22 protein-coding genes and 3 pseudogenes are annotated in these 22400 nt (G+C 55.0%); 10 read left to right on the top strand and 15 right to left on the bottom strand.

Features of this window, described 5'->3' with window-relative positions:
* Positions 1-12 precede the first annotated feature (12 nt).
* The 5 genes from AB7M26_RS17685 to AB7M26_RS17705 are packed head-to-tail and all read right to left on the bottom strand — an operon-like array spanning position 13 to position 4264.
* Positions 13-825: an SDR family oxidoreductase gene (locus AB7M26_RS17685; protein WP_429385392.1), complete on the bottom strand. Its 813-nt coding sequence runs from the start codon at positions 823-825 to the stop codon at positions 13-15.
* Positions 822-1415, bottom strand: coding sequence for a cysteine hydrolase family protein (locus AB7M26_RS17690; RefSeq protein ID WP_429385394.1), 594 nt, complete (start codon positions 1413-1415; stop codon positions 822-824). Before AB7M26_RS17690 ends, AB7M26_RS17685 begins: the two co-directional genes overlap by 4 nt.
* A complete protein-coding gene (locus AB7M26_RS17695) occupies positions 1415-1948 on the bottom strand; it encodes an aromatic-ring-hydroxylating dioxygenase subunit beta (RefSeq protein WP_429385396.1) in 534 nt (177 codons plus the stop codon). Before AB7M26_RS17695 ends, AB7M26_RS17690 begins: the two co-directional genes overlap by 1 nt.
* On the bottom strand, positions 1938-3269 hold the full coding sequence (locus AB7M26_RS17700; RefSeq protein ID WP_145318300.1) for an aromatic ring-hydroxylating dioxygenase subunit alpha: 1332 nt from the start codon (positions 3267-3269) through the stop codon (positions 1938-1940). Before AB7M26_RS17700 ends, AB7M26_RS17695 begins: the two co-directional genes overlap by 11 nt.
* Before the next feature lie 50 nt (positions 3270-3319).
* Positions 3320-4264, bottom strand: a complete 945-nt coding sequence (locus AB7M26_RS17705; RefSeq protein WP_429385399.1) for a PDR/VanB family oxidoreductase — start codon at positions 4262-4264, stop codon at positions 3320-3322.
* Between the two features lie 261 nt (positions 4265-4525).
* On the opposite strand from AB7M26_RS17705, the pseudogene AB7M26_RS17710 reads away from it, so the two are divergent.
* Positions 4526-4726, top strand: a pseudogene (locus AB7M26_RS17710) (hypothetical protein); the annotation flags it as partial.
* 303 nt (positions 4727-5029) lie between these two features.
* The gene (locus AB7M26_RS17715; protein WP_429385400.1) at positions 5030-6544 is read left to right on the top strand and encodes a YaaC family protein; all 1515 of its coding nucleotides are present in this window, start codon (positions 5030-5032) and stop codon (positions 6542-6544) included.
* Positions 6545-6608: 64 nt separating this feature from the next.
* On the opposite strand, the pseudogene AB7M26_RS17720 reads toward AB7M26_RS17715, so the two are convergent.
* Positions 6609-7390: pseudogene (locus tag AB7M26_RS17720) on the bottom strand (site-specific integrase); the annotation flags it as partial.
* Positions 7391-7804: 414 nt separating this feature from the next.
* On the opposite strand from AB7M26_RS17720, the gene AB7M26_RS17725 reads away from it, so the two are divergent.
* The gene (locus AB7M26_RS17725) at positions 7805-9061 is read left to right on the top strand and encodes a tyrosine-type recombinase/integrase (protein WP_429385402.1); all 1257 of its coding nucleotides are present in this window, start codon (positions 7805-7807) and stop codon (positions 9059-9061) included.
* A gap of 19 nt (positions 9062-9080) precedes the next feature.
* Positions 9081-9455: pseudogene (locus tag AB7M26_RS17730) on the top strand (DNA adenine methylase); the annotation flags it as partial.
* 78 nt (positions 9456-9533) lie between these two features.
* On the opposite strand, the gene AB7M26_RS17735 reads toward AB7M26_RS17730, so the two are convergent.
* The 5 genes from AB7M26_RS17735 to AB7M26_RS17755 all read right to left on the bottom strand — a co-directional run bounded on the left by AB7M26_RS17735 (position 9534) and on the right by AB7M26_RS17755 (position 13510).
* A complete protein-coding gene (locus AB7M26_RS17735; protein WP_429385404.1) occupies positions 9534-9770 on the bottom strand; it encodes a hypothetical protein in 237 nt (78 codons plus the stop codon).
* 98 nt (positions 9771-9868) lie between these two features.
* Positions 9869-10105 carry a hypothetical protein gene (locus tag AB7M26_RS17740; RefSeq protein WP_429385406.1) on the bottom strand — a complete coding sequence of 79 codons (237 nt, stop codon included), beginning with the start codon at positions 10103-10105 and terminating at the stop codon, positions 9869-9871.
* Between the two features lie 278 nt (positions 10106-10383).
* Positions 10384-10620 carry a hypothetical protein gene (locus AB7M26_RS17745; RefSeq protein WP_429385408.1) on the bottom strand — a complete coding sequence of 79 codons (237 nt, stop codon included), beginning with the start codon at positions 10618-10620 and terminating at the stop codon, positions 10384-10386.
* A 165-nt stretch (positions 10621-10785) separates the two neighbouring features.
* Positions 10786-12474 carry a class II poly(R)-hydroxyalkanoic acid synthase gene (gene phaC / locus AB7M26_RS17750; protein WP_429441128.1) on the bottom strand — a complete coding sequence of 563 codons (1689 nt, stop codon included), beginning with the start codon at positions 12472-12474 and terminating at the stop codon, positions 10786-10788.
* 100 nt (positions 12475-12574) lie between these two features.
* Positions 12575-13510 carry an alpha/beta fold hydrolase gene (locus tag AB7M26_RS17755; RefSeq protein WP_429385410.1) on the bottom strand — a complete coding sequence of 312 codons (936 nt, stop codon included), beginning with the start codon at positions 13508-13510 and terminating at the stop codon, positions 12575-12577.
* Between the two features lie 332 nt (positions 13511-13842).
* Here AB7M26_RS17755 and AB7M26_RS17760 point away from each other — a divergent pair, with 332 nt between their 5' ends.
* The 5 genes from AB7M26_RS17760 to AB7M26_RS17780 all read left to right on the top strand — a co-directional run bounded on the left by AB7M26_RS17760 (position 13843) and on the right by AB7M26_RS17780 (position 17486).
* Complete coding sequence (locus tag AB7M26_RS17760) at positions 13843-14103, top strand: hypothetical protein (protein WP_429385412.1); 261 nt, start codon at positions 13843-13845, stop codon at positions 14101-14103.
* Positions 14104-15019: 916 nt separating this feature from the next.
* Entirely contained in the window at positions 15020-15274 is a 255-nt protein-coding gene (locus AB7M26_RS17765; RefSeq protein ID WP_429388871.1) for a hypothetical protein, read from the top strand.
* Positions 15275-15276: 2 nt separating this feature from the next.
* Positions 15277-15570, top strand: coding sequence for a hypothetical protein (locus AB7M26_RS17770; RefSeq protein WP_429385414.1), 294 nt, complete (start codon positions 15277-15279; stop codon positions 15568-15570).
* 130 nt (positions 15571-15700) lie between these two features.
* Entirely contained in the window at positions 15701-16123 is a 423-nt protein-coding gene (locus tag AB7M26_RS17775) for a hypothetical protein (RefSeq protein ID WP_429385416.1), read from the top strand.
* Between the two features lie 412 nt (positions 16124-16535).
* Complete coding sequence (locus tag AB7M26_RS17780) at positions 16536-17486, top strand: DUF2971 domain-containing protein (protein WP_429385418.1); 951 nt, start codon at positions 16536-16538, stop codon at positions 17484-17486.
* A 420-nt stretch (positions 17487-17906) separates the two neighbouring features.
* Here AB7M26_RS17780 and AB7M26_RS17785 read toward each other — a convergent pair whose 3' ends face one another.
* On the bottom strand, positions 17907-18122 hold the full coding sequence (locus tag AB7M26_RS17785; RefSeq protein WP_429385419.1) for a hypothetical protein: 216 nt from the start codon (positions 18120-18122) through the stop codon (positions 17907-17909).
* A 259-nt stretch (positions 18123-18381) separates the two neighbouring features.
* On the bottom strand, positions 18382-20100 hold the full coding sequence (gene mobH / locus AB7M26_RS17790) for a MobH family relaxase (protein WP_429385421.1): 1719 nt from the start codon (positions 20098-20100) through the stop codon (positions 18382-18384).
* A 225-nt stretch (positions 20101-20325) separates the two neighbouring features.
* Here mobH and AB7M26_RS17795 point away from each other — a divergent pair, with 225 nt between their 5' ends.
* Positions 20326-20520 (top strand): DUF7740 domain-containing protein, encoded by a 195-nt coding sequence (locus tag AB7M26_RS17795; RefSeq protein ID WP_020300924.1) that lies wholly within the window; start codon positions 20326-20328, stop codon positions 20518-20520.
* 140 nt (positions 20521-20660) lie between these two features.
* Here the strand turns inward: AB7M26_RS17795 and AB7M26_RS17800 are convergent, their stop codons facing one another.
* Positions 20661-21620 (bottom strand): ArdC family protein, encoded by a 960-nt coding sequence (locus tag AB7M26_RS17800; RefSeq protein WP_429385423.1) that lies wholly within the window; start codon positions 21618-21620, stop codon positions 20661-20663.
* A gap of 136 nt (positions 21621-21756) precedes the next feature.
* Complete coding sequence (locus AB7M26_RS17805; protein ID WP_429385425.1) at positions 21757-22086, bottom strand: hypothetical protein; 330 nt, start codon at positions 22084-22086, stop codon at positions 21757-21759.
* Positions 22087-22400 lie beyond the last annotated feature (314 nt).

The raw sequence follows: 22400 nt of genomic DNA on the forward strand, positions 1-22400 counted from the left end.
AGGCGAAGCGATTCAGACCGGGTCACGCAAGCGCTCGAACCACACCCGAGGCGAGAGCCCCTGATCGGGGCCGAGGATCGAAAAACCGCCGTCCACCGGAATGTCTACCCCGGTAATCCAGGACGCCCCATGGCTGCACAGGAAGGCGACCACATGGCCGATCTCCTCGCCGCGCCCGACGCGCCCAAGCGGGTGAAAGGTGGCCCCCACGCGGTCGGCCATGGCAAGGTCGCCGCCGCTCAGGTTCGCCACCGACGGCGACCAGGTCCAGGCCGGCGAGACGCTGATGACCCGGATCGAAGCCGGTGCCAGGCTCACCGCAAAGTTTCGGGTCAGCTGCAGCAAACCGGCCTTGGACGCCGGGTACAGGGCTCGCCCGGCTGCGCCAAACTTGCCGCCGGTGCTGCCGATGTTGATCACGGTGCCGCCTTCACTCATGTGCGGCGTGGCTTTCTGTACGAAAATGGCCGCCGACACCAGGTTGATGTTGAGGGTGTTCAACCATTGCGCGCGGTCTGACTGTAGCCCCTGGTCGTCGTAGACACAGGCGTTGTTGACCAGAATGTCGAGACGGCCGAAGGCGGCCAGCGTGGTGTCGATACAGTCATCGATATCCTCGTCCAGCTCGACATTGCAGGCGACAAAGCGACAGCGTTCACCCAACTCGCTGGCCAGTGCCGCCCCCATGTCGCGGTTGCGGCCGACCAGCATGACGCAGGCGCCGGCGTTTAGCAGTTGACGAGCAATGTCAGTCCCCAGGCCCTGGGTGCTGCCTGTGACGATCGCCACCTGACCTTGCAGGTTGGCAGTGGGAATGGACTTCATGGCATTGACTCCAGGGAGCTTGCGACATCCGTGACGGTGGCGATCAACCGCATGCTGTCCAGCGCCGCCAGATGAGTCGCGGGGCGGGCGGCGGCGCAGGCGTCGGCCAGCACCGTCACCTCGAAGCCGCAATCGACGGCATGCCGTACCGTGCTTTCCACCACCGAGTGGGTGGCGACGCCGGCGATCAGCAACTGTCGTGTTTCGAGCTGGCGCAACAGGGTGTCCAGCGGTGTGCCGTAAAACGCGTTGATGCGGGTATGAGTGATGACGAATTCGTCCGGGCCTTCCAGCGGTTGCAACGCGTCATGGAACTGCGCGCCCCAAGTGCCTTCCTGGGCGGCACCGCTGGCCGCGACGGCGCGCAGGATCGGCGCGTTCTGTACCAGGTCGGCATAGTCCGGGCGATACGCCACGCGCACATGAATGATCGGCCAGCCCCGTGCGCGGGCGCCTTGCTGCAGCCTGATGGCGGCGTCCAGCACGGCGTCACGTGCCGGATCATCGGCTGCGAGCCCGACCCGGATACGGCCGTCAGGATGCAACACGTCATTCTGATAATGCAGGGCCAATACGGTCGGGCGCCCCATCAGACAAAGACCTCAAGGTTGGCGAACACATCGTTGCAGTTGATCAGGTCAACCCGCTTGAGCTGAATTTTCCAGCCGCCGCTGTCCTGACTGGCAAGCTTGTAGGTGTAGCGCCCGGCCAACTGACGTTGTTCAAGACGCCATTCGCTGACCTGGAACGTCGCGCTCACCACCAGCAGCCCTTGGCTGTCGAGTCCTTCGACCATCACATTGCCCACCAGGTGAGCCGTGCGGGTCGGTGGTTGTTGCGACCAGTTACGCACGTTCTCTACCCGGCGGATGCGCACTTCGCGCAACATGCGGTTTTCCCAGAACAGCGAAATGTGTTCGAAAGGGTCGACCTGCCCATGCAGGTGCGGCACCCAGTACATGCCCGCATCGGTAAACAGTTGGTCCCACTCCCAGAAGCGGCGCTCATCCAGCAGGCGTGCTTCGCGATAGAGAAACTGCTCGATCTCGCGCAAGGATTCGCTGGGTACCTGGGCCGGGATCAGGGCGTGAGTCGAGACGTCGAAAGTGCGATCAAGCAGCATGGGTGCTCTCCTTGGCGATCAGGGTGGCGGTCATGTAGTGCTTCCAGGCGGCGAACTGGTTGCGCATCGGCAGCTCGCTGGTGCCATTGGTCGAGACCGCGCCATCGGGCAGCAACCGGTCGGTGCCGACATAACGATGCATGCTGATCCATTCACCACCGCGGGTCATGTTGCCCTCCTGGCAGCGGGCATAGACTTCGACGTCGTCGGGCATGACGTTGGAGGAGGGCGAGTTGATGACGTTGGCGTACGTCAGCGCCCGATCAAATACGGCATCCGGAGCGCCTTTGCAGCGGAACGTCTGGATTTCCACCAGGGTACGGTCGACGGCCATCGGCCGGATCACCCGGAACTGCATGAACACGGTGTGGGGCGAGCCGCTGCCGTAGATCACAGTGTTGTGACGATTCATTCCCATGATGTCTCGGGCGCGTTCTTCGCCATAGGCATCGCTCAGGCATTCGAAGTGGGCCTTGGACACATCGTCGCGCTCGGCGGCTGCCGGATCGAAGATCGCTTCCATGTAACCATGTCCATTGTTGTAGGCACGCAGTTCGAGCTTTTCCCAGAAATCGTAGGGCTCGCCGTTGCCGTCCATGATCAGCAGTTCGAAAGGCATTTCTCCCAAGGATTCGGCTTCGCTGCGGGCCGCGTCCACCGAGGATTCATGCGTGACGCGAGCGTGCATGGTGTCGTGGAGATTTTCGTAGAAGACTTTCCAGTTGGAGCGCTGCATGACTCGAAAAATACCGCCGGCCACTTCGACTTCACCCACCGGCGAGCGATCGCAGAGATTGTCGATGGAGGTGATCACGCCGCCGAGAAAGCTTTTCAGGTCTGGACCATGATCGATCTGGCTGGCGAACACGAAGCCTCGATAGCTGTCGACCCGCGCCAGGCTCACCATTGAAAAGTCCGGGTGCCGGGGGTTGAAACAGGTGCCTTCGAAGCCGTTCTTCAACGGTGCCGAAAGGTGCTGGCCGTCAAGTTTGAAGGTCCAGGCGTGGTAAGGGCAGCGGAAGAACTTGCCGACATTGCCGTCGCCTTCGGCCACCAGCTTGGCGCCTTTGTGCGGGCAACGGTTGTAGAGCACATTGACGTTTTTATCGGCACCGCGAACCAGAATCACGTCCTGATCGCCGATGCGTGTGGTGTGGTAGTCACCGACGTTTTTGACCTGGCTTTCATGGCCGACGTAGATCCATGCCTGACCATAGATTCGCTGCATTTCCAGATCAAACAGTTGAGGGTCGGTGTAAACGCTTTTGTGCACGCTGTCGTCGCGGATCAAGGCCGCGATCTGTTCGTTCGAGGGAATCATGATGTCTCCTTTTAACCAGCCATAAAGAGGTGCGTGGTACGACAACGCACTTACAAATCGAGCACCAGGCGAGCGCTGGAGGCGCGGGATACACAGGTACAGAAGCTGCCGTCAGCCCGTTCGCGCTCCGACAGACAAATATCGCGGTGGTCAGCGGCGCCTTCGAGCACTTGGGCCACGCACACCCCACAGTCACCCCGACGGCAATCGAACATCGGGTCCAGATCGGCTTCTATCATTGCGTCCAGTACGCTTTTGCCCGCGGGCACCTGAAGCGTTACGCCACTGGCGCGCAGTTCCACTTCAAAACCGGCTTCGGTCTCGGCGTCGAGGCTGCCGATGAACAACTCGCTGTGCAGTTGGCTGTCGTCCCAGCCCAGTGCGCGAGCCGTTTGCAGCACGTTGCTGATCAATGACTTGGGGCCGCACACATAAAGCTGGCGTCCATTGATGGGCGAATCCAGCAGGCTGTTCAGGGGCAGGCGCCGCGCCGGGTCGCCGCCGCTGATCCAGCATCGGGCGGTGCCGAGCGCCTGGACCTCTTCCAGATACGCCATGCGGCCTGCGTCGCGACCGGCATAGTGCAAAGTGAACGGCTGCTGACTGGCCGCGAGCGAGCGGGCCATGCCAAGCATTGGGGTGATGCCTATTCCTCCCGCGATCAGCAGGTAGTCATTGGCATTAGCCACCAATGGAAAATGGTTGTTGGGCGCGCGGACCACCAGTTGCTGACCGACTTGCACCTCGTGCATCCAGCGCGAACCACCGCTGCTCTGGTCTTCCAGTTGCACCGCGATCTCGTAGTGAGGGTGTTCAGGCAGACTGACCAGCGAGTAAGCACGCCACCTGGGTTTGCTGCCTGGTATCTGCACTTCGATATGAGCACCCGGGGTGAAACCGGGCAGGGTGTGGCCGGCGTCATCGACCAGGATCATGCGACGAATGTGAGGCGTGAGCAGGTCGATCCTTTCGATACGCAAAGACAGGCTGGGCATGCACGGTTCCTGAACGGGGCGAGCGCTGCTCGCCGTTGAAGTCGTACATACTGTAGGGAGGGGGGCTGGGGTGAAAAAGCCGATATCGGCAAGTCGATAGCCTCATTTTGCGTAAATACGCGGGACTGGGCGTCAGGCAGTGAGCCAATCGTACGTGGGTGTCATTGGCGGTGATGGGGCAATTCATGAGTGCAGCGGCGTTCACCGGGAGTGGATACTGCACGGAGCAATCCGCGGCACTGTGCAAGGCAGTGCGGGACGGGGTTTTATTACATGTCGAACGCCATGGGGCGGTTGATCGGCACGGTGCTTTCCGGCTGGATTTATCAGGTGTATGGGCTGGGGGCGTGCTTGTGGATATCGAGCGCGTTCGTACTGCTCGCAGCCTTAATCTCCATAGGCCTGCCCAGGCATTCTGCGTCGCTACTTAACGACGTCGGGAAGAATGACCCGTACGCATGAGCAATGACCGCCGATGACCATCGCCCTTTCCGTGACAGAAGATCCGCTGACAGGGCTGACGGCTGGCGACCGAGTGTCGTTTTCATTTCAGAGGGACGATTGTTTCCATTAAAAAAATTAAAATAGCGATGGTGAAATTAGCCGGCACGCAATGCAGCGCCGGCTACCACCCCCGCTTTTTACGCAAACCATAATTTAGTAACGTAGCGTGAATGGCCGCTATTGGCTGTGGATTCGACCGATCAATGCTATGACTGAAGCTGCGATAGTGTTTAGTAGAAAGACAGAGCATGGAGAAGGCATATGCAAGACAGCGGATGGAAGGCGCGCTTAGATATTCTGCGGGACGCAGTGAAAAGAAATATGCTTGATAAGCTAGTCGGGCATGGCTGGGACGCGTCCATAGTCCGTGAGGTTGCCGTAGGAGAGTATGTTGTCGTAATGGCGTCTAGAGGTGGGACGGAGCGTTCGGCCGCAGTGCTTTACTCGTCAGCGACGAGCAACAATGTATACAAACAGCTGGCTGGAGAGGTGTCCGTAATCTTTTTTAACGGACAGCCGTACATGGTTGAGTCCTTCGCTATGGGGGTATCTATTCCCGTGAAGCCGATTGACGATTTTCAATCCCTTCTCATCGAATGGAACCGTGAAAGCAGCACTGGAAAGTTCGCTCCTACGACAACGCAAGCCGAAGAGGGGACCTTTGAAGAGTTGCAAGCACCGCGGCGAGTGTTGCTTTCAGAAACTCCGATAGAAGCCGTCTGGGCGCGCCTTGCTCAGTTGAAAAGTGCGACTCTTGCTCGAAAAATGGTCGACCGTCGCGCTCAACTTGAAAGCCTAAGTCTTGATATCTCGACCATCGTGTCAAAGGGAGAGGGCGTCGCCTTCGCGCTCCGCAATTCCACCGATTATTTCAGTGCCATTGATCGAAGAAATGTCAGTCAACGTGTACTCAATCTGTATTACGGCACAATGTCCTTTGCATTTGCCGAGATGCTCGCTTCGCCGAGTGGTCCTCAAACCCTTGCAGAGTTGGAGGCAACAACCAAAAAAGGACATGGCCTTTATACCCATGATGGTTTAGATGACCGATTTGAGAGTCTGGCCATTGGTGCGCTAGTTTCGGGTTTTTTCCCAAGTTGGGTTAAATCGATGTCTGCAAACTCACTTGTCGCTGCCAAGCGGAAACCCGACGGTCTGGATGCGCTGAAAGCACTGCCAGTTGGAAGCTGGCTTACTATGGAGCAGCTGTTTTCTCGGATACCTGAGGTTGCGGATCTTTTTGAAGACATATTTGAGGGCAAACCTTCTTGGGTTATTCCTGCTTACGATCAAAAAAGTAACGGTCTGCACCACCGTGCAACGACAACCTACGCCCTTTTGATAGATGAGTCTGGGCGAATGACTGCGGATGATATCGCGGCTTTTCCAGGGCCAATTCGCGAAATTGTCCAGGTATCGTCTAGGTCGTCAGCGAGCCATTTCCGTGTGGCAATTGATCATCCGGAATCGAATGTTTGGTGGGATGCACTTCAGCTGCATCACAGTCCATTTAAAAGACATGCGCTCATGTTGCCGCTGTTTGGAGCGATAAATGAGTATCGAGCGACATCTTTGGTGTTGCTCTATGCGTTATCCATTCTGGTTCGGTATCGTCCAAGCCTATGGCGGCAGATACAGGAAGGCGAACTTGATCATTTCAGGTCACTGATCGAGACGTTCCTTTCGGCGGTTGAACGCATTCTTCCGGAGCAGTTTCTGGAGAAAATTACGGGTCAGTCGATCTCTGTACACCAACCTGGCTCATTTTTTTCCTAGGGGTGTCTGACGGTCTTGAGTATTCCTCCATCCGCTTTCAGTTGGGAGTTTCGGGAAAACCGACCTATCCGATTGAAGGCAGCTGGGATCCAGGGGGGGCGTACGCTGGAAAAGACATCATCGATTCGGTCGGTGGGTGCTCGTAGGTAGAGGACAACACGGCACTGAGTCGATCGCCCAAAAGGTTCCAGGCACACTTCTTCTCTGCGGTATAGTCGTGATGCAGGTAATGGCGCCTCACCCGCGAGCCTGCCAGCACATGGTTTTGGCAGCGGTCGATGACGTCCAGGCTGACCCCTAAAGCCTGCATCATGGTCGCGCCCGTGCGGCGCAGGTCATGCGGCGTCCAGTCGCCTTTTTGGCCGTCGGCAAGCACCAGCGTGTCGTCGTGACGCCGTCTTGAGGGGGCCTTGCGGTTTTTGAACCGGGCCTGCCGATCTCCGACCTGTTTGCTCACCACTTTCTCGTCCACATGCCCATCATCCTGCTTGTTGGGGAAGCACCACTGTGAATGTCCCGTCAGGCTCTTGAGTTCCTGAAAGAAATGCAGTGCAAAGGGGAGAGGAAGATATGGTGGTCCTGTTTCTTGCCCCGGCTGCCTTTGACGTTTTCACTGGGGAGGAACCAGGTCTGCTGGTCCAGATCGACATTTTTCCATTCGGCCTGCAGCAACTCGCCAATTCGGCACAGGGTGCCCAGGCTGATCCAGAGCGCGAGTTGGGTTTCTTTTTTCAACGGCCGAATGCCTTCATACTTTTGACTTGCGGGGAGGGCGTTGTAGTCGGCCGTCATTTGTTGGAAGCGCTTGTGCAGTTCCAAGAGCTCCGCGGGCGAAAGGATGCACCCAAGGCCTGCATCAAGATCTCGCCCGGGTATTCTATTTGGTGCGAAAAATTTTTTTAAAAACAGTCAGTTATGAATTTATTGTGCTTTGCGTTCCACGTCTAACTACGGAAAGCCAAAGGTCAAGGTATGGGCTGGCAGGGTTTTTTTCAAAATGCAGAAACGACAAAGCCCTGAATAATCAGGGCCTTAGCGTATAAAGATGGCGGAGGCGATGTCCGCTATTTTGACGTATTTTGAGTTCTATTGCCGTCTGGCTGTTTACTAAAAAGTCCTTATTAAACATGTAGATATTTGATTTTTTGTCTTTTGTGTTCCAATGGATATTACCGAAAGCCATCGTCCAAGGTGTGGGCTGGAGTGTGGGCTGGAGCTGATTTAGATTAGGTCATCGTCCTTAAAAAGATGAGGTGACGCATGGCATCACTTACGACAAAGGCGGTGGAGAAAATAGTCAGAACTGGCTTGCCTGGCATGACCAATGACGGAGATGGGTTGTATCTGAGAGTTGGCCCTACCGGCGGCGCAAGTTGGCTTTTCCGCTATAAGCTCTCAGGAAAGAGCCGATACATGGGCTTGGGAAAGCATCCAGAGACAAGTCTCGCGGCAGCTCGGGAAAAAGCATCTGATGCTAGAAGGCTGAGTAGATCTGGAGTCGATCCAATTGCGAGTCGAGATGAGGTGTTGGAGAGGAAAAGGCTGGAAAAAGAAGCCACGTTTCTATCGGAGCGCGAAACCCCGACCAAACCAATAACCTTTAAGGAGGTTGCTCTTGATTACATCGCTGCCCATAAGGCGGGCTGGAAAAATGCCAAGCACGCCCAACAGTGGAAGAACACACTGACTACTTATGCGTTCAAGGTCATAGGCGATCTTCCCACCCAGGAGATAGGCATTGAACATGTGCTGAAAATCCTCAAGCCGATTTGGACAGTAAAGCCCGAAACCGCTAGTCGTTTGCGAAACCGTATCGAACTTGTCCTCGACGCAGCAAGAGCTCGAGACCTACGCGCAGGCGAAAATCCCGCTCGATGGCGAGGACACTTGGACAAGCTTTTGCCTCCTCGCCAAAAAGTGCGTGCTGTAAAACATCACGCAGCAATCCCATGGACTGAGCTCCCTACGTTCGTGGCGACTCTTGAGAAAGCAGAAGATCTGAGTTCTAAGGCCCTGTGCTTCACTATCCTGACTGCTTGCCGAACCAGCGAAGTACTCTTATCTACGTGGGCAGAGATTGATCTCGTTGCTGGAATATGGACCATTCCAGCGTCGCGAATGAAAGCAGGGAAAGAGCACCGGGTTCCGCTGTCGAAACCAGCATTGGATCTACTGATTGGTCTTCCTCGCGTAGAAGGGAACAATCATCTGTTTCCTGGTGCTCGAAAAGGGAGGCCGCTGAGCAATATGGCGATGTTGATGGTGTTGCGTCGAATGAAGCGCAACGATCTCACGACGCATGGATTCCGCTCGACTTTTAGGGATTGGGCGAGTGAGGTCACCCACTATCCTCGAGAGGTCTGCGAACAGGCGCTTGCACATACAGTAGAGAATGCGGTTGAGGCTGCTTATCGCCGTGGAGATCTGTTCGGGAAGCGTCAAATGTTAATGGATCAATGGTCACGATATGTGTGTGGCATGCAGGACGCACCGGACAGTAGGGAGGCTGCCAGTTAAGGTTCAGCTTGTTTAGTGACCTATTGAAGTCCTCAACGACATCAACGGCGACCTGGTCACGCTGTACCGCGTCGTGCAGAACCACCTGGAAGAATTCGTGCGCCAGTTCAAATGGGCGCTGAGCTCACGCCAGGTGTTCGAGTGGCAGAAGATGACCCGCCCCGAAAACCTCACCGACATCCAGCGCGCCGCGCGATTTTTCTACCTACAGCACCATGCCTTCGCCGGCAAGGTCACCGGGCAGACGTTCGGTACCTCCAGCACAGGCCCGGCCATCAACCTGCTGCGGATTGAGGAAAATCTCTCGGCGGCCTGGCAGCGCCTGTCTGGGACCTACGTCGAACATCTACCCTGGCTCGAATGCGCGGAGCGTTATGACCGTGCGCATACCTTCCAGCGACCAAACCTAATGACGCATCCCTGTAAACCCGCGCAATGCGGGTTTTACCTTTAGGGCTCCATTATCCACTCCCTACACGAACTCCCACATAACGTCCGTGATACCTAGCGCTGCTACCCGCGAACGCAATTGCTCTGCCTCGATTTCAGTCAACCTGGCGTTGACGCTTTGCTGATGTTCATAGCGTTTGAGAATATGGAACAGTACGGTGAACTCATCTGTTCTCGCCCTGAGGAGAGTGCCTACAGACATCTGTGCTGGATGGCCGTGTTTCTTGAAGATGATTTTTAGCGTCCCGTTGTCTTTCATCCCTGTACCCTTTAACTCACTGTCTGATATCAACAATGACATGCCAGCCTGGCATATTCATGCGCCGGGCATACCCCGAACAGGGCCCGTTCTTTCCGCTATACGAATTCCCATGTGACATCGGTTATGCCTAACGCTGCCACCTGCGGACGCAGCTGCTCTGCCTCGATTGCGGTCAAGTCAATGTCAAAGTCCTTCCGGTTTTCATACTGTCTAAGAATATTGAACAGTGCAGCGTACTCATCTGCTCTCGCATGCAATGGCACAGCGATAAACAACTCCATCGGATAACCAAGCTCGTTATAGCTAATTTTTAGCATCCCGTTCTCGCTCATCACGGTGGCCCTATGGGTAGCTGTCTCATATTGAAAACCATAGCAGCCCGATACCAAATCTTCCGATGGCAAAAAAACATGACGAAAAGCACTTATCCCCTCCCGCCGACGCCCTATGTCCGTTTTTTGTGCAAAAGGGCGCGGTGGCGCAATCAGTGATCGAACCCAGTTCTGGGCTACAGAGCGCTCAAAGGCGCGGGGAGGGTGCGGACACTCTGGAAGCCCCGGTTTATCAGGCCAGCGACTTGGAGAATCGGTTGGTGTCACGGGAGGATGTCTCATACATACGGAGCCATCATCCACCAAACAACCGCAATCCATATCATGCTCAGCGCCAATAGTATGGCAATGAAGTATTTTTCAGTCATGGCGCGCCCGCAGTTGGGAACGGGATAAATAACTATAGGTCCACCGTTTATGAATGGGAGTATCGGGTTGAAGCAGGTGGCGACCGCAATCACCAAATCATCCAAAGACCAAGGCTTATGTCCAAGTAATCCTTGATCTGCAATCACGGGCGGCCCGATGATTGTCCTCACGGCCTTGGCCTAGGTTTTCTGGTTGCCTGCATTGCATTCGTGGATAAGATCGCAAGTTTCATCCCTGCTTCTTTCTGCAGGTCGGCAACGGTAACTGGCCGAGAAATCCCCGGCCGGTCTTTTCAATGTTCAAGTCAGGGTTCAACTCGCATGCACGTAGGTGCCGGGAGCGGCCTCCATCGGTGGGTGATTCTGATTTCCCAGCTCCAGCTGAATTTCGCGTTGCGCACCAGAACGCGCCTGAATCCAGCCCAGCCAACCTGGCCACCAGCTGCCATCGTGCTTCTGCGTATCGGAATACCAGGCACGCGGGTCGGATGGCAGTTTGTCGTTCTCCAGATAGCTAGCCTTGAGATTACCTGGCGGATTGAGGATGCTCTGGATATGCCCGCTGTTGGAGAGCAGGAAGCGCCGTTCGCCACCGAGTAGCAGGGTCGAGCGGTATACCGCGTCCCAAGGTGTGATGTGGTCGTTGATACCGGCAATACTGAAACTGTCGACCGTGACTTTCTGCAGGTCAATCGGCATGCCGCAGACCTCCAAGCCGTCAGGATGTATGAGCGGATTGAGTTTGACGAAGTCCAGCAGATCGCCATGTAGGGCGGCCGGTAGGCGAGTGCTGTCGTTGTTCCAGTAAAGGATGTCGAAGGCAGGGGGTTGCTTGCCGAGCAGGTAGTTATTGATCCAATAGTTCCAGATCAGGTCATTCGGGCGCATCCAGGCGAAGACCTTGGCCAAGTCGCGGCCATCCAGCACGCCTTGCTGATCGGAGCGGCGCCTGGCGGCTTCCAGGGTTTGCTCATTGACAAATAACATGGCTGAGCTGTCGATCTGACTGTCTAGCAGGCTGACCAGATAGGTTGCGCTTGCGACTTTGTGCAGCTGTCGTTTGGCTTGCAGGTAGCCTTGCAGGGCGGCGATGCTCAGGCCGCCCGCGCAGGCGCCCATCAGATGGGCTTTTTTGCTGCCGCTGATGGCACGGGTAACATCGAGGGCTTCTTCGATGGCTTCTACATAACGCGATAGACCCCACTCGCGATGGCGAGCGTCGGGGTTGCGCCAGCTGACAATGAACACTTGTAAGCCGTTCTTCAGTGCATACTGAACGAAGCTCTTCTCCACGCTGAGGTCGAAGATGTAGTACTTGTTGATCTGCGGCGGCACGATCAGCAGTGGACGGGCGTATTGTTTTTCGCTCATCGGCCGGTACTGGATCAGCTCTAGCAGCTCGTTGCGGAACACCACGGCGCCAGGGGTGATCGCGATATTCTGGCCGACTTCAAAGGCCTGCTTGCTGACTTGGCTGGGCATGCCGCCATTGTGCCGCAGGTCGTCGAGCAGATGACCAATCCCTTTGACCAGGCTGGCGCCGCCGGTGTTAAACAGCTCTTTGATCGCCAGCGGATTGAGCGGGCTGTTGGACGGCGACAGCGCATCGCCGAGTTGAGCCAATATGAAGTGTGCGCGCGCTTGATCGTCGGCCGCCAGATTGCTCTCGTCAATCCAAGCGTTCAGTTGCTTTTGCCAGGCAAGATAGGCTTGCAGTCTGCGGCGGTAGAAGGGGTTGAAGCGCCAGGATGGGTCCTGGAAGCGCGCATCCTGGACGGGGGAGGGATTCGACGTATTACCGAGCAGCACGCGGCCCAGTAGGCCACCAAGAGCTAGAGTATGGCGGGCGCTGTGGATAGGCTGCTTGATTCCTTGCAGCGCCAGAGTGCGCAATGTGGGGAACAGACTTCGACCATGTAGACCGAGTATTGCGCTTCGTTCTGCTTTAACAAGGGACGCGGATCCGGGCAAGGTGCTCGCCGCAGTTGTTTTTTTTCGCATGGACCAAACTCCATCGTCGTATCGTTATCGAGCCAAACAGAAAGGATTTGTACCAACATGCGCCAAACTGCCGCGCCAAGAGTCAACCCAGAGCCACGTCCTAGCGAGACAAGTGGTTATGCGCCGCACTGTGACTGAAGATACGGTCACTGGTTGTGTAGCGGTGCGGGCTGCCCAACAGTGGCGGGCTCTTCGGTTTGACAAGGCTGGAGGCCGGCTGCAGAAAACCCAGCAAGGCCTGCTGGGTGTCATGCCAAGCCGTCGGGTGTTCCATGTCGAGAAAGTGCCCGGCGTTCTTGATGGTCTGAAACTGAGCCTGACGGCTATGAGCCGCAAAAAGACGGGCGTCTTCCACCGAGGTGTACTCATCCCGTTCGCCGTTGATAAACAGCAGCGGAACTTCGATGGCGTCGGCACAGGAAACGTAGCAATGAGTGTCCTGAGTCAGCACCTCGTCGACGTGAAAATGCATCTGCCGGTATTCGTGTTCGTCCAGGCTGCTGACATGGCGTTCGTTGAAACGCTTGAACAGCGACGGCAGGTGCTTGCCGATCGTGCTGTTGATCAAGCGCCCGACATTGCGCCGATCACAGGCCTGGAGGAAGTGCCGGCCACTCTCCAGATAGTCGCGCATCGGCGTATTGATTCGCGCCGCGAATGAACTGATCACCGCTTTTTCGATTCGTCGTGGGTGCTGGGCCAGCGCCAGTAAAGTCGCCGCGCCGCCCCAGGAAAAGGACAGCACATGTTGCGCACGAAAGTGCTCGATCAACTCCAACAGGATTGTGGCCTCGTCTTCCTTGCGGATCGGCTGGTCATGCAGGTTGTGTTGTTTCGATTGACCGGCGTAGGGCTGATCGTAGAGGACTACGTTGAAGCGTGGCCGCAGATAGCGCACGGTTTGGGCAAACGATGCAGTCGTTGCCAGCGAGCCGTTGACCAGAATAATGGTCTTGTCGGCGGCGGCGTTGAGATAATGCTCGGTATAAACCTTGTACTTCTTACCGATCTCGACGATAGCAGTCTTCAGCATCATGTCATTCTCTTCCTTGAGCAAATTGGACTACGTGCAGAGGGTTGAGCTACTGCCCGTAGGCCATATTGCGAATAGCAGACCAATTAGTCACTGACTGACCAGAGGTTCAGAGTTAAGCAGGTGATCTTCCACATGCAAGCGCGCAAACAAACTATTCCGACGGGCTGTGAGCTATGCCCGTGAAGATGGACTGCCCGAAGGCTCGGCGGCCGACAGGCAGTAATTGCAGCTTGTTTAGAAATTGCGGTTTGAAGCATCTGCACGCCAGCAACAGGCCGGTTGATTTAGGCGGGATCAACTACAGTTGATAGATCATTTGAAAGGAGGTGCGTATGAGTATCACCGTCTGCGTCGTATGTGGTGATAGCGCCGAAAAAGCTTTTCCAGTAGGCAGTTTTGATGAGTTTAAATGTCCGAACTGTGGCTACTACTCAGTCGATCGGCAGTTGATTGACGAGATGGAGGCAGCAGATCAGGTCTTTGACACCGAGCGTACGCAGCAATATTTGATGATCCACTCTCGGCCGGGCCTAGTGCCTGCGATTACGCGTGACGAGACTACAAAGCATCAACTAATTGTGGAGAGCACGTGAACAAGATGGGAGGGCGGGTAATGCCGGTGCCCTTTCAGGCAGCGTTAAGAGCATCAACTCTAGTTGTCAAAAGGCCCCGCACGGGTACAGCCGTCACGGAGCTTTTATGTGTTCTGAGAGGGGGGGTGTACCGATTTTTGTACCAATGACCGCGTTTTGACGGGAGATTCTGAGTTGGCCAGGTCCAAAGCGAAACGCAGTGGCAAAGGGTTCGAATCCCTATCCAGTATCACTTTTCTTGTCATACCAACGTCCGCATTTGACCAAAGCGGACAAAGGCAAATGTCCATCGACTCCGTGGGCCATTGGCAACTGCCTATGTCGGGGTAGCAGATAGAACTCTCGTTGGGGGAATTCACAACGAGCGCCTAGCATAACGATACTGGATGCATACCCAATAGGCCCTCAGAAGGCCCTCAAAAGGCACTCAAGCGGCAATTCGACTTTAACGCTGGTCGACAGTGCCACCGCGCTGATCTACGCCTCTAGAGACGTACAGGAGGCCATTTTATGAAAATATTCACTTCCGCCGACAAACGGTAGGAATCTCCACAGACTGCGGCCTGTAGGGGCTGCGCAAATAGAACTCGCAAGTTATCCACAGGTTTATCCCCAGAAAACTCGCAGTATATGCACAGAATCGAGTTGCTATTAGAAAGGACGCTCAAGTAGTCTTGGCGTACAAACGCAAAAACGACCATTTAAGGTCGTTTCGCTAAAGAATGCATGCAAGTAGTCACGTTTCTGTCGCCAAACGTAGCGCGACTACCTGCACCCTCTGACGCACGCATTTGTAAATGCACGTATCTAGAGAAGGACGCCATTTAGCCCACTACTGACGATTTCGTCAACAGGGAGTCGATTGGCGGTCGTTCTGGATAAGTGCGCCCTGAGCGTAATTATCGAGAAACTACTCATGAAAAAGAACTCCAAGCAATCCTCCGCGAAGGTCGCCATACTGGCATCTGAAATCCTCCGCGATTCAACCGCATCTGCAATCGCGAAGAGCCTCGCAGCCTCCACCTTGGCCCAAACCAACTCTGGAAAACAGACGAGCGTTGAGATGGAGGCAAAAGCAGGTAAGGTTCTCCAGAGCGACAAGTACAGCGACGAGACAAAGTCTCTTGCTGCTTCGGTTGTATCCCAATCCAACAAAGCGCGAGGGGTATAATCATGGCGCTTTATGCAGTCGCAACCGTTGACTTAGACGGCGGTGTTAGCTCGTCGGCCCGTAATGTTTTCAACGAAGAACTGAAAAAAGAAAAATTCGCAAAGCACAAACTGACCACATTATGGACAGTGCGCTATATGGATGGCTGGACAAAAGCAACCGCTCTCAAAGATGCTCGTGACAGCATTGATAAAGCAGCGCGGATTGCAGGAATCGCAAAGTATGAAGCCTTAGTTTCGCTGGCGGATGAGGCACCTACGGAGTGGAGGAAGCCTACCATCTTGCTGGGCGCTTGAATTAACACAAGCTAGCGTAGGAGAGCCCTGCTTCGGCGGGGTTTTTTATACCTCGTTCTGGGGCTTGGTATGACGAAATGGCATTCTGCTAATTAAAATAGAATTGGCTTCTTACCCATGGAAACAACTGATGAAAGCGCCCTCAGACCTAAAAATTTTGAATGCCATATACAAGATGTACTACAAGGAGTTCAAAAATTATACCGCTGACGGTGAGAACAGCAGATGTTCCAAGGTTTACGTGCCTATCAATTGCAAAATGATTGCCAAGAAGCTGAAGGTTGATGATGACATTGTATTTGGCAGACTCTACTACCATCTGGAAGAGAAATACGGTTACAAGAGAGCGGACGACAGTAGAGTAGCTTTCTTCTCGCTGAGGGTAGGGCCTGATGATAAGTGCATTAACTTCCCACTCCTTGCTTCTGTGTTAGCGGGACTCCAAGAGGAAAGCAACAAATTTCAATTGTCCACTTGGCTATCTAGTATCGCCATCGTGATATCGGTAGCTGGCTTATTCTTCAGGCTGATTAACCTACCGGCAGCCTCATAGGGGCATTTCGACACCGAATTCGTGGACATACGGATGTCTGATCGTGGCCGATAGTTGTCTGCTTGCGAAATAGATCGGTCCTCGCCAGGGTTACCTGGCTTGAACCTGGGCTAGGGGGGAGCGGAGGTTGGGGATGGGGCAAACCGTACGCCAAACCTTGCCATTCAATGCCCGCTATGCATTTATGCAAGTAGGCAAGAACGGGCGTTACAGCCAGAAAACACGGCCTATAGGGCCAACGCCGCCACAATCGGGGTATGGCCAGTTAGTGAAGCTGTCACTAGCTACCTTCGACCCAAAGCAGACGTCGGGCTATAGTAATGGCGCAGCTATATTCCACAGAAACTCATTGGACGTCTGAGAAAAATGATGCGAATAATCTATAGCTTAGCCAGAGAGTAGGGAGACAGGGATGTCGAAGGACTGGGTCGAAGAGCTAATGCAGTTAATGTGCGCGCGTGATCTGCCGCTGGAAAACATCAGTGCTGCTCAGCAGATGAAGCGTCGTAACTTTCCGGCCTCGCTATACAAGTTTCGCGAGGTTAATGAATATTCCTTGAGCAATCTAAGAAATGCCACGCTTCACCTGACTTTCGCGAGCACATTTAACGATCCCTACGACTCCGCTGTGGACTTTGATCCTCACTTCGGAACCACGCATGCCGAGTTGTTTTTGGAGCGAACTGAAGGGGTTTCCGAGGAGAGTCGCTTAGCTATTCTGAGCGCAGAAGATCCGATGTTGGAGGTGGTGAGATATCACCATACTCAAGCGGCAGCGGGTCAGGTTGGCGAGGAGGTATTAGCGAAAATCGCTGCGGTGATAAAGGATATTCACGCAGGCTTTGTCGCCAAGATCGTCACTGAAATGAATAGTCAGCTCCAGAATTCTTACAAAATCTGTTCGCTTACTGAACGTTTGGACTCCTTGCCCCTTTGGGCCCATTACGCAAAGAATCACACCGGGTTTGCGATGGGGTACGACTTCCGATGCTTGCCGTTCAATAGCTTGGTCGGGCTATCGTTGTGGCCTGTGAGATACAGTGGTGTGTTCAATGCCTCGGATTTACTACGAGGGATAAAGCCAGGGCAATCGTTCAATAATTTGTTTGGTGTGATCGCTGCACTTCACAAATCACCCGATTGGAAATATGAGGAAGAGTGGCGGCTGGTTTTGGCAGATAGTCCGAAGGAACCACCGAGAAATTTTGTTGCGCCGCTAAAGGCTGTTTATCTCGGCTCTAAAATCAGTGAAAAAGATGAGAATTCGGTTCTCGAAGACGCTCTCATAGCTGGAGTGCCAGTATTCAAAATGCGCCTGATTCCGCACGAGTTTCGCATGGAGGCAGTGCCTCATTCCCTGTAGTGCCGCAAGGGGCCGAACGGAAAATTCCTTTTCACCGACTTTGCCGCAACTCCTACCAGACTGGTAATCAAGGTAACTACGGATACTGGGAACGTCGTCGAGGTAAGTATTCCCGTACCAATTTCTGTACCACTAGGTGGGTTTTAGCACGGGAAACTGGGTTCGTATGAGTACAAAACCCCCGGCTTCATTGACCCTAACAACCGAACATACCCCCTCTAACATGTCGGTGTAATTCTTACGTTGAGCTAACGATCCGCGCGAAGGCCCGAAGCGAACGCAGTGGCAAAGGATTCTAGCTATCGAGAACGGCTAGTTCACGCTTTTCCGTTACTTCATTTTCCTACTCAAACGTCCGCTCCTGGCCATACCCGCTGTGAGGTGAACAGAACTGGTACCCAGAATTCACCCCGACGTAACTTAACCGATATCCAATTTCTTCAATCGCGCCAGGCCTTGTTTGATATGGCCGGCATTTTCACCCATGGTCCACAGTGCTCCACGGACATTTCCGCCCACTTCCTGCGCCCCTTGCTCCTCAACCAGGAGGGTCAACTCCATAATGGCCGCCTGCAGAGCCTCCTGGTTTTCGTAGATCCTTTCCAGCACGTCCGGCAGCGAATAATTGCTTGGCATGACGTCGACTCCTTTCGAGAAAAAGTACAAGCATAAGTGCCGGCAGTGCTCGTGTCAGGCAGTTATTGCAGCTTGCTTAGAAATTGCTACAAAGCGAAGAGGTTGCGGCGGGTTAGCCAGTCTGGCTGGGGCGTTGGGGGAGGGCTATGCCCAATCCATCATTGGGCACGATTCACCGGCGGGGAAGGGTAACAGGCCAGTGACGTCGCGAGTCACTCCAGAGTCAACTCTGCGCTTCGATCTCCACCAATGGGGGGCACTACGGAAATTTAATTTTTTCGATTTTCAGAAAAGGATTATCTGGTGGTATCGATTCAAAAAGTAACTTCGGTTCCTCGATCAAATATCCCTTCAAGGTGGTTTTCTTCCTGGGGCCTTCCACTTGGCATGCCCAGATATTCAGACCGTTGTCTCGCTTCCTGTGGATCTTCAGTTTTTCGAACTGCTTCTGCACCCAACGCCAATCTCCAATCTCTTGATCGGAATCCTGTGAGATACCAGGAAACTCCTGCGCGTAGCGTTGGAAGAGACCTGGTGTGACCAATAGCACGGTACCGCTCACAGTGTGGATTTTGGCCTTGCTGTCGTTGATGATCAGCTTGTGGCTCTGAATGCCTTCCTTAACCCAATTCAGGAAAACATGACCTGGGTCGTCCGAAGGGGAGGGTGAAGTTTCGAGAGCATTTTCTGACGGCGCATCACGCACCTCGGGTTCTCCTATTTCGAACATATCCAGCAACGTTCCGAGGTAGTCGGCATCCTCCATCGCCCTGGGATCTGCCAGCGAAGAGCTTTGACGCGATCCTGGCGCGGCGGGTGATGCCGGAGTGTCAGTCGGGTGGACATCGGCTGCCACGCTCACCGTTCCGTTGAAAGCCTCGGGCCGGTCTTCGTTCCCCCAGATCAACGCCGGTTGAAGGCGCAGAAAGGTAAAGCTCTGCTGCCAGTTTCCCTGCGCGATAAGCGCGGTCCAGATGGCTTTGCCTTCCGGAGTGGACTCAACCAACCCATGCGATTGCAGCTCGTCGAACACCGCGATGTTAGATGAGGGAATGCCCTCAATCGCTTGCGACAGCAGATAGGCTCGCAGCTTGTCCGTGACCGTCTTGCTGACCAGCCAGAGTGCATCTTGAGTCAACCAACCCGCGGCACCCGGCTGGTTGAGTTTCAGCTCGTGCTGAACCAGATAACGCAGTCCGCTAATCAAGTGGTGTTGCAGCGAATGAATCGGCGCTTGCAGCGCCTTGCTCGGGTTACCACCGATGTTCTGTGCGGTGGAAACACGGTCGGCCTGCATCACCAACTCACCGAGCACGCCGGCACGTTCGTACTGGCCCGCCAGGACATACAGCAGACTGGCCCACAGTGGCGGAAATCCACTGAGCCAATCGAGGATTGGGCGGTCGAGAATTTGGGTGTAGAGCAAGCCTGCGGCGGCGCCGTGCAGGTGGTAGTCACGACCCTTGATGTAACGAAAACGGTAGGGCTGATCCAGGGAGCCCTGCCAAGGATGCCAAACACGGCCATCCTGGCGTTCGACCAGCAGGTCCACGGCGATCTTGCCGATGTCATGCAGCAGGGCGCCATAGGCGATGCCAGCCGACCAGGCATCGGTCTGGGCGGCTTGGTCTTCGGGCGCGGCGCCGGTCGGAAGCAGATACGACTGACGCAGTTTCAAACTGCAAGCGACCAGCTCCAGGCCATGGTCGAGCATGCCACCGAGATACGCATGGTGGTGCGTCTCGCTGGCCGGGAGTTGCTGGACCTGTTCGGCGTAGCGATGGATCGGATTTAAGTAGAGCTGGGTGAATTGGACGTGGGAGAGGGCGGTGTATTGCCAGATGCGATCGAGCAACTGACGGCGGTGCTCCACTGCTAAGAGGGTATGGGCTGACTCGATGGACAGGTAACCTTCGGCGACGTTGACGGTCGGTGGCGGAGGGGGCTTCTGCCTTTTGTGGCGAAACAGACTGAGCATCGTGACCTCCGGGAAGTGGCTGGGTCAGTGGCCTTTTAGCCTTTTCGGATAGCGCTCTTACCCTTGAGTGCCCATTCCCTTCCAACCCTTACCCGTCCTTTTGGCTCGTGTCCCTTTGTGCGGCAATCGGGATATTGATTTTGCTAGAACATCGTTTTGTTGGTGGGGCTGGTACGGAAAAGAAAAGAGCCGGTACACTGCGGTGCATATTTTTTAGGTCTTGCCATGAACCTCACTGACGCCACGCTCGTGCTGCTGCTCGCGGCACGTATCCATGGGACCGACGAAGCCGTCAGGGCCTCGGCGAAGAGCGTGGTCAAGAAGTTACCGCGCAGTAAACGCGATCTGATCTACAAGGTGATCGACAGCCGGAGTCCGCTCGAGCTGGTGGATTTTCTGGCGCAGAACCTGGATACATAACGGCATGCTGCGGGTGTGCGCCCCTCTCTTGTTCTTTGCGTGAGGGGTCCGCCGTATGATTCCGTCTGTTTTCTGGAAACAGAAAAAAGGGCTCAACTCGCGTTGGGCCCTGTGAAGCGTTTGCAGCGGTGAGGTAACGATCAAGCTCCATCGTTCATGCACAGTGAGTCATCCAAGACCGCTTGCTTCAGTTGCTGCTCCAGGTTGAGTACATACTCCGAGGCGCTTCGGGCCTGGCCACTGGCACGAAAGATCGCGCGCTTGTCAGCCTTGAGCAGGCTGAGCCAGGAATCGATATAGCCCTCGTGCCTCAGCTCTCCCTGAATACCGGCATAGGCGCATAAAAAAGCGGCGCCCATCTCGGCGATCAATTCCTCAAAAGCGTAGCCTGGCGAGCCGAATGGGCAGGATGACGTCACCCCCTCGCGCTGCAACCGAGAGTGATGCCCGGTCCAGTGCGTCAGCTCGTGAAGTGCGGTGGCGTAGTACCCACCTTCGTCTTGAAATTGCGCTTTTGTCGGAAGTTGGATGAGATCCCTGATCGGATGGTAAAAGGCTTCGTCGGCAGATCGATGAACGATTTTTGCGCCCGAACTTAACAGCAGATTCTCCGCAGCGCTGTTGGCCAGGAAGAGATCGGTCGGTTCTGTCTCGAGCAGGGTTTCATTGAAACTTTCGAGCCCCTCCGTTTGCTCGATGTTGAACAGAAAATGCGTCCTGAGAATGCCAAAGTGAGCGACCTTGGGCTGACCGTTTTCATCGAGTACGGGTTGGCCTGACTCGCTCTGCTCCTCGCGCTCCATCGGCTTGTAGAGCACCGCCAGGGTACTGTGCTCACCCTTACGGATGTGCCCGCCGGCCTTTATGGCTTGATTGAAGGTCAGCCAACGATCTTGAGTGAATCCCTGCAACCTCGCCTCGGCCCAGAGCAACGGTAAATTGATACCCGAATAGGGACGACGCGTGATTGCGTTGATGGGGTAGGGTTGATGACCGATGTAAGCTGAACCACTTGAGGACCAGGGTTTGATCCAGGGGGCAACGCCTTGGTCCAAAGCGGTAACGATCTTGTCAGTCACGTCTTGGTAGATATCGCGCATGGCATTTTCCTCGAGAGAAAACGGAGGAACGCCTTGCCCGTCGGGGAGGGTTCCCCGGTGGGTGGTGGGTTGGATTGATGCAGGACTTGCATGCCGTCTGAGTGTGGATCTGAGTGCCGAGTACGGCTGTATGCGTTTAGCGTTGATGTTCTCCTGCAAGAGCTATCAGTAAGGCGTTAGGCTGGTCTGGCTCGAGGAGCAGGCTAAGGCTCAGTTGCAGCAACGGGTCATGGCGTGGATGACCCGTTGAGGCGATTTGGGCTACCTCGAACACCACATAGGGCTCGTGTGGATAGGCCAGGTAAGCCTTGAAGGCTGCGCGCAATACGTTGCTCAGCCGATCGACCTGCAGCGTCTCAGGATGACCTGAACGCTCGAGCAGTACGGCGCGTTGCCAAGCGCCAGGAGTGAACACAATGGGTAACCGAAGGGTGTTCAGTGCTTCCGGTGTAAGTGAGTCGGACATGATGTATCTCCGTTGAAAGTGCGAAGAAACCTGTCCGGTGGGGGAAAGAATTTCCCCGCGGTGGGTTGAAGAAAAACAAGAAGGTTTGCCTGGCGAGCAGACCTCGAAAGGCGCTCAGGAGAGCAGTAGGCGTTCATCACCGTAGAAACGGTCACCGTGCGAGCTACCGAACGCTAATCGCACTTGGGGAGAACCATCACCGAAGTGACGTAGCCTTGAAGGCTCTGGCTACCTGGGCAGGTGCTGTTGATAACAGCGATCCGTACCTTGTATTTAGCCGGACGATTTATATGGGTCAATCACTGTAGAGAAGC

The organism is Pseudomonas sp. F-14 TE3482 (genome assembly GCF_053629455.1).

Excerpts from the sequence above, each read along its gene's own strand:
- AB7M26_RS17800 (WP_429385423.1), bottom strand. The coding sequence starts at position 21,620 with ATGCGCGATATCTACCAAGACGTGACTGACAAGATCGTTACCGCTTTG.
- AB7M26_RS17775 (WP_429385416.1), top strand. The coding sequence starts at position 15,701 with ATGAAAGCGCCCTCAGACCTAAAAATTTTGAATGCCATATACAAGATG.
- AB7M26_RS17770 (WP_429385414.1), top strand. The coding sequence starts at position 15,277 with ATGGCGCTTTATGCAGTCGCAACCGTTGACTTAGACGGCGGTGTTAGC.
- mobH (WP_429385421.1), bottom strand. The coding sequence starts at position 20,100 with ATGCTCAGTCTGTTTCGCCACAAAAGGCAGAAGCCCCCTCCGCCACCG.
- AB7M26_RS17755 (WP_429385410.1), bottom strand. The coding sequence starts at position 13,510 with ATGATGCTGAAGACTGCTATCGTCGAGATCGGTAAGAAGTACAAGGTT.
- AB7M26_RS17685 (WP_429385392.1), bottom strand. The coding sequence starts at position 825 with ATGAAGTCCATTCCCACTGCCAACCTGCAAGGTCAGGTGGCGATCGTC.
- AB7M26_RS17785 (WP_429385419.1), bottom strand. The coding sequence starts at position 18,122 with ATGCCAAGCAATTATTCGCTGCCGGACGTGCTGGAAAGGATCTACGAA.
- AB7M26_RS17735 (WP_429385404.1), bottom strand. The coding sequence starts at position 9,770 with ATGAAAGACAACGGGACGCTAAAAATCATCTTCAAGAAACACGGCCAT.
- AB7M26_RS17700 (WP_145318300.1), bottom strand. The coding sequence starts at position 3,269 with ATGATTCCCTCGAACGAACAGATCGCGGCCTTGATCCGCGACGACAGC.
- AB7M26_RS17760 (WP_429385412.1), top strand. The coding sequence starts at position 13,843 with ATGAGTATCACCGTCTGCGTCGTATGTGGTGATAGCGCCGAAAAAGCT.
- AB7M26_RS17805 (WP_429385425.1), bottom strand. The coding sequence starts at position 22,086 with ATGTCCGACTCACTTACACCGGAAGCACTGAACACCCTTCGGTTACCC.
- AB7M26_RS17780 (WP_429385418.1), top strand. The coding sequence starts at position 16,536 with ATGTCGAAGGACTGGGTCGAAGAGCTAATGCAGTTAATGTGCGCGCGT.
- AB7M26_RS17765 (WP_429388871.1), top strand. The coding sequence starts at position 15,020 with ATGAAAAAGAACTCCAAGCAATCCTCCGCGAAGGTCGCCATACTGGCA.
- AB7M26_RS17795 (WP_020300924.1), top strand. The coding sequence starts at position 20,326 with ATGAACCTCACTGACGCCACGCTCGTGCTGCTGCTCGCGGCACGTATC.
- AB7M26_RS17715 (WP_429385400.1), top strand. The coding sequence starts at position 5,030 with ATGCAAGACAGCGGATGGAAGGCGCGCTTAGATATTCTGCGGGACGCA.
- AB7M26_RS17690 (WP_429385394.1), bottom strand. The coding sequence starts at position 1,415 with ATGGGGCGCCCGACCGTATTGGCCCTGCATTATCAGAATGACGTGTTG.
- AB7M26_RS17725 (WP_429385402.1), top strand. The coding sequence starts at position 7,805 with ATGGCATCACTTACGACAAAGGCGGTGGAGAAAATAGTCAGAACTGGC.
- AB7M26_RS17705 (WP_429385399.1), bottom strand. The coding sequence starts at position 4,264 with ATGCCCAGCCTGTCTTTGCGTATCGAAAGGATCGACCTGCTCACGCCT.
- AB7M26_RS17695 (WP_429385396.1), bottom strand. The coding sequence starts at position 1,948 with ATGCTGCTTGATCGCACTTTCGACGTCTCGACTCACGCCCTGATCCCG.
- phaC (WP_429441128.1), bottom strand. The coding sequence starts at position 12,474 with ATGCGAAAAAAAACAACTGCGGCGAGCACCTTGCCCGGATCCGCGTCC.
- AB7M26_RS17740 (WP_429385406.1), bottom strand. The coding sequence starts at position 10,105 with ATGAGCGAGAACGGGATGCTAAAAATTAGCTATAACGAGCTTGGTTAT.